At 66.0% G+C, this 2,662-nt stretch carries 2 protein-coding genes; one reads left to right on the forward strand and one right to left on the reverse strand.

What is annotated here, in order from left to right; all coding sequences use genetic code 11:
• A partial coding sequence (locus ACL02O_RS33990) for an IS982 family transposase (protein ID WP_412822283.1) occupies positions 1-740 on the reverse strand: 740 nt, incomplete at its 3' end.
• 448 nt (positions 741-1,188) lie between these two features.
• Between ACL02O_RS33990 and ACL02O_RS33995 the strand changes: the two genes are divergently transcribed.
• Positions 1,189-2,070 (forward strand): hypothetical protein, encoded by an 882-nt coding sequence (locus tag ACL02O_RS33995; protein WP_412822284.1) that lies wholly within the window; start codon positions 1,189-1,191, stop codon positions 2,068-2,070.
• The last annotated feature ends 592 nt before the right edge of the window (positions 2,071-2,662 follow it).

The following is a 2,662-nucleotide window of genomic DNA, read 5'->3' on the forward strand; positions in this document are numbered from 1 at the left end:
TTGAGGGTGTCGTTGACCGACTCGATCAGTTGTCGGACCTTCTTGAGCATCGGCTCGCCGTAGCGGGCCTTCTCCCGCTTGCGTGACGGGCGTAGCAGTTCGATGCCCTGTTCGGCCAGTTGCCGCTCGAACGCTTTGGACGCGAAACCTTTGTCGGTGATCAGCAGGATGCCCGGGTGCGCGGCGACCACGTCGGCCTCGACCTGCAGCATCGCGGCCAGGACCTCCCGCTCGCCAATCTTCGGGTTGGACAGGGCCCACAGGATCGGCATCCCGGTCGGGGTGCACACCAGGTACAGCCGCAGGCCCCAGAAGAACCGGGAGTGTGAGGCGCAGTAGCCGTAGCCGGCCCACCCGGCGAGGTCCGAGCGCTTGACCGTCGGGCGGGACATGCCGCACGGGACCGGGGTGGAGTCGACGATCCAATGGTTGTCGAACCAGAAGTCGCTGTCGCGGGCCAGCTCCCGTATCACCTTCTTGATCAGCGGCAGCGCCGCACGTAACCGCTTGTTGTAGCCCGGCCGCTGCGGCAGGTACGGGAACATGCCGCACAGGTGGATGCGGGCGTAGCGGATCCAGTGCGCCTCGGAACGGGCGCCGAGCAGGACCTGCGCCACGGCCAGGCAGACCAGTTCCGAGTCGGTGAGCAGCGGTGGCCGGCCCCGCCATCGGGGTGCCCGGATGCTGTCGTCGATCTTCACGTACAGTGCGGTCAAGAGGGTGTCCAGGTCTTGCGTCACAACATGATCTTGGATGCCCTCTCTTCATGCCCATACATCGACCCCTGACATCGGAACTACTCGTATAGGCATTGAGCCACCCCACCCCACCTCTGACTCGCAGGCGACAGCAGCGGGCGGCGAGCACTGCACCGGCTCGCCGCCCGCTGCGTTCGGCACGTGGCATGTCCGGCTTGCGATGCGCAGCCAGTTCGGGACATCACTTGATCGAGTGAGTTTGGCCAAATCAGCAGTCTAATGCTGCAACTAGGGTGATTCTGGCTCGGCCGGGACGCCCGTCTCAGGCCGAGCCGACGGAACGGAAAGCAAGGATGCGCCGTCCCGGTCAAGTACGACCCAGAAACTGGACAACAGCTGTGGGCTGGCCCCTGCTTACCGGAGCCGCGGTGGACTGTCTGCCCGCCGGCTTGAGCCTCGCCCGGCGGGGGGCAGGCAGAGAGGGCACGCTGTGAGCCACTTCTGCTTTCAGGCCAGCCAGACCCAGCGCCTCGAGAAGCTCGCCCTGCAGGTGGGCGAGGAGGCACCGCCAATCCTGTGGAAGGGGGTCGGCCCGGACGACAATGTGCACGCCGTCTTCTTCCTCCAGGAGCCCGTGGTGGTGTTCGCCGACGAGAAAGCCGGTGCGCACGCTCCGCAGAATTCCTACCGCGTGCTGGAACTGACGGGAAGGGCCCCGGGCACCGGCAAGTTTAGGGCCGTTGAGGTACCTCGCACGGGCGACCTGAGAACGCTCGGTGAGCTGCAGGTCAATGTGCGGGAGGTCGAGGGCGGGGACGCGGACCTCATCTACTCCGGTAAGTTGCTGTTCTGGCACAGCTCGATCCCGAAGGCCGTCAGACCGGCCGGCCCACTCCTGTTCTCCGCGACCTCCGGGCTCCTCGGGAGCCAAATCGGCCTCCAGCAGTCAGTAAAGGACCACGGTCCCGTACCCGAGGGCCTGTACACCTTCTTCACGCACGTCAATCCACGGCAGAACTCTGTCCAGGCGGCCAACCTGCGGGGCGACGGGGCCATCAGTAACACGGAAGAGGGTATCGAGTTCCTCCCCATCGGCGGCAACGGACCCGTGCGACCGGAGTGGGGAACGTTCCGCGTCCGGCTCACTCCGGTCCGCGGCAATATGCACGGCCGCGGCGGCTTCTACCTGCACAACTCGCGCAAGGGGTTCAGCCACGGATGTATCGAGGTCGGGAAGACGGCCGACGGCGACGACTTCTTCGCCTTCCTCCTTGCGTACTCCGGCGAGAAGACGAGGAGGCCGAAGCTCACTCTCCGCGTCAAGTACTCATATCCCGAACAGCTGACTCGGGGAAGCACGGCAGCACCTTGACGAGCCGGCCGGATGCGGCGGATCGCACGCAGACGCGTGTCCTGTGCGGCGGGAAGGGCGGTGAGTGCTCGGTGCCGGTCCCTCCCCGACGCCGCGCACGTGGGCCGAGGTCCCCGAAAGGGCGGTCAGCCGGAACGTCCGAGACGCCGTCGGCCACCCATGCATGGCGGCGATGGATCGAGCTCGCCGCTGGCCGCGGCCAAGCCGTCCCCTTCGGGCGAACTCGCGGCGGAGCGTTTGGAAAGGGCTTCGCATGGCATCAGCCCGCGTTGGGCCGTCCTCCATAGCCCGGCTCGATTGCGTCGGTCGCTGCACTTTTCTGCTGTACTTCGCGCTCCCCACCAAGTCGGCCGACGAGGCGCCGACCTAGTCTAGGCGGGCAGGGCCGGACGTCTCAGTTGCCCGTCAGCCGAGGGTGACTGCGACATCCCTTGGCACAGACATACGTGACTATCAGCTCATGCTCGTTCGCGTGATCGGAAAGCGATTGAGCTGGTTGAAGGCGTGTCCGGCAATTGGCGAGTGGGCGGACCGCGTCTGCTTTGCTCAGGAAGCGGTCCAACCGGAACCTCCAACGGAGACGGTCGGTCTT

The sequence above is a fragment of the Micromonospora mangrovicola genome (assembly GCF_047200535.1).
Lineage (GTDB): Bacteria > Actinomycetota > Actinomycetes > Mycobacteriales > Micromonosporaceae > Micromonospora.